This is a genomic window from Metallosphaera yellowstonensis MK1 (assembly GCF_000243315.1).
In the GTDB taxonomy this organism is placed as follows: domain Archaea; phylum Thermoproteota; class Thermoprotei_A; order Sulfolobales; family Sulfolobaceae; genus Metallosphaera; species Metallosphaera yellowstonensis.
On record NZ_JH597771.1, the window covers coordinates 2,339 to 3,921 of the forward strand.

Below are 1,583 nucleotides of genomic sequence, written 5' to 3' on the forward strand. Positions count from 1 at the left end.
GTGGAGGAGTTCAAGAGAGGGAAGGTGGTTAAAGAGGTGAACTTCAGTAACTTTGGGACGGGTAATCAGTACGATGGGGAACTCGTGCAGGAGTGTCAAAGGATAGTGGAGTTAATAAAGGAAAATTAAAAAAGGTAAGGAGAGGAAGGAGTAGAGGTGTTCTTCCTTGAAGTTCTGTCCTAAGTGTCACTCGATGATGACTCCCAGGAAAGTCAACGGCACGAGTGTGTATAGGTGTCCCAAGTGTGGGTACGAGGAGGAGGCGGTTAAACCTACAGTGATCAAGTCTAAGGTTAAGCACACCGAGAGAGAGAAGACTATAGTGTTGGAGGAGGAGATGCCCGTAGGCACTCAGACGATGAGAGGTGTGGTATGTCCCTCGTGTAAGAACGATGAGGTATACTTCTGGATGGTTCAGACGAGGGCTGCCGACGAACCTCCTACCCGGTTTTACAGATGTACCAAGTGCGGAAAGACCTGGAGAGAGTACGAATGAGGTTAGGTGGGACGGGTTCAAGTTATCGGAACCTCAGGCCATGAACGTGTTTACCCGTGGCGTAACTTTTCCTTTAATCACTTCTAATTCCGCCATGGGCACCTCTCCTAAGGGATCGTACACAGTCACCCTTAAGTCATTGGGGTAGTCGAGGGAAACTTCAATACCCATCCACCTTTATTACTCCCACCCTTATGAGCAGTGCCCCTCACCAGTTGGGAGATCATCAGTAAAAACTATTTGTAATACTACATGAACATTACTTAATCAAAACGATATTTATAAAATTAAAAATAACTAGTAGTTACGTAGAAGCGTTACAGTCTGTATCGATGAGAAACGCTATTGGGAGACGGAGTTAGAGAGATTCCTCCACGCATCTCCAAGTTCTCCCAACGCCCCGTCAATTCACGTTCCAACCCGAACGTCTCGGCCCCGTTCCTCACGCTGGCCCTCCCACCCACCAGGACCATGAGGATCAGGCCAGTTGACCTTCCCGCTCCTCCCGTTCCCCCTGACCACTCCCAGCCTGTTGATCTCACTGACAGACTCTCCCTAGCGAACTCGATCAGTCCTTCCGCACCTTTTCAGCAGGACGACGTCAAAAAACTTCCCACAATACCGGCTTTCCTGTATTACCTCCCTAAGGTTCCCATAACTACTGTAATCTCTTACAAGAATTAGAACTCCGTAATGTATTAGATATGCTAGATTGATATAAAGTAACATCGCTTAAGCACCGAATTTCTCATCGTCTTTAAACTCTCCCGTATCTTCCACTACTCTCTGCAAAATAGCAGATATTGTCTCTTCCACTGTAGCTCCAGGGTGCACTTTTCTCACATATCCCATTATCTCCTCTACATCTGGATCCCTCTTTATTCTGATTAACTGCCTGGTAGTGTTTATCTGAACTACTTCGTAATCATTTGTTAAGCTATAGTTAGCGAATAGCTTCCACTTTTCCTGTTGCTATTAAAGGACTCTTAATAGCAGGTTCGTATGGTAAAAGAGCAAAGTCTCGTCTGGAGCTTATATCTCTCTAGGACGTAGTCTGGAACGTAAATGTCTAATAATTGTAAATAAG

Annotated in this window: 3 protein-coding genes; 1 reads left to right on the forward strand and 2 read right to left on the reverse strand. The window is 45.7% G+C overall.

The genetic code is table 11. From position 1 onward, the window contains the following. The first annotated feature begins 166 nt into the window (after nucleotides 1–166). Nucleotides 167–496, forward strand: a complete 330-nt coding sequence (locus METMK1DRAFT_RS15295) for a transcription factor S (protein WP_048088166.1) — start codon at nucleotides 167–169, stop codon at nucleotides 494–496. Between the two features lie 33 nt (nucleotides 497–529). On the opposite strand, the gene METMK1DRAFT_RS17995 is transcribed toward METMK1DRAFT_RS15295, so the two are convergent. Both METMK1DRAFT_RS17995 and METMK1DRAFT_RS15305 read right to left on the reverse strand, forming a co-directional pair. Next, the gene (locus tag METMK1DRAFT_RS17995; protein WP_009075938.1) at nucleotides 530–667 is read right to left on the reverse strand and encodes a hypothetical protein; all 138 of its coding nucleotides are present in this window, start codon (nucleotides 665–667) and stop codon (nucleotides 530–532) included. A 146-nt stretch (nucleotides 668–813) separates the two neighbouring features. Further along, complete coding sequence (locus METMK1DRAFT_RS15305) at nucleotides 814–1,038, reverse strand: hypothetical protein (RefSeq protein ID WP_048088167.1); 225 nt, start codon at nucleotides 1,036–1,038, stop codon at nucleotides 814–816. Nucleotides 1,039–1,583: the final 545 nt, after the last annotated feature.

What these genes read in the sequence shown, in the direction of transcription:
- METMK1DRAFT_RS17995 (WP_009075938.1), bottom strand. Translation starts at nt 667, where the DNA reads ATGGGTATTGAAGTTTCCCTCGACTACCCCAATGACTTAAGGGTGACT.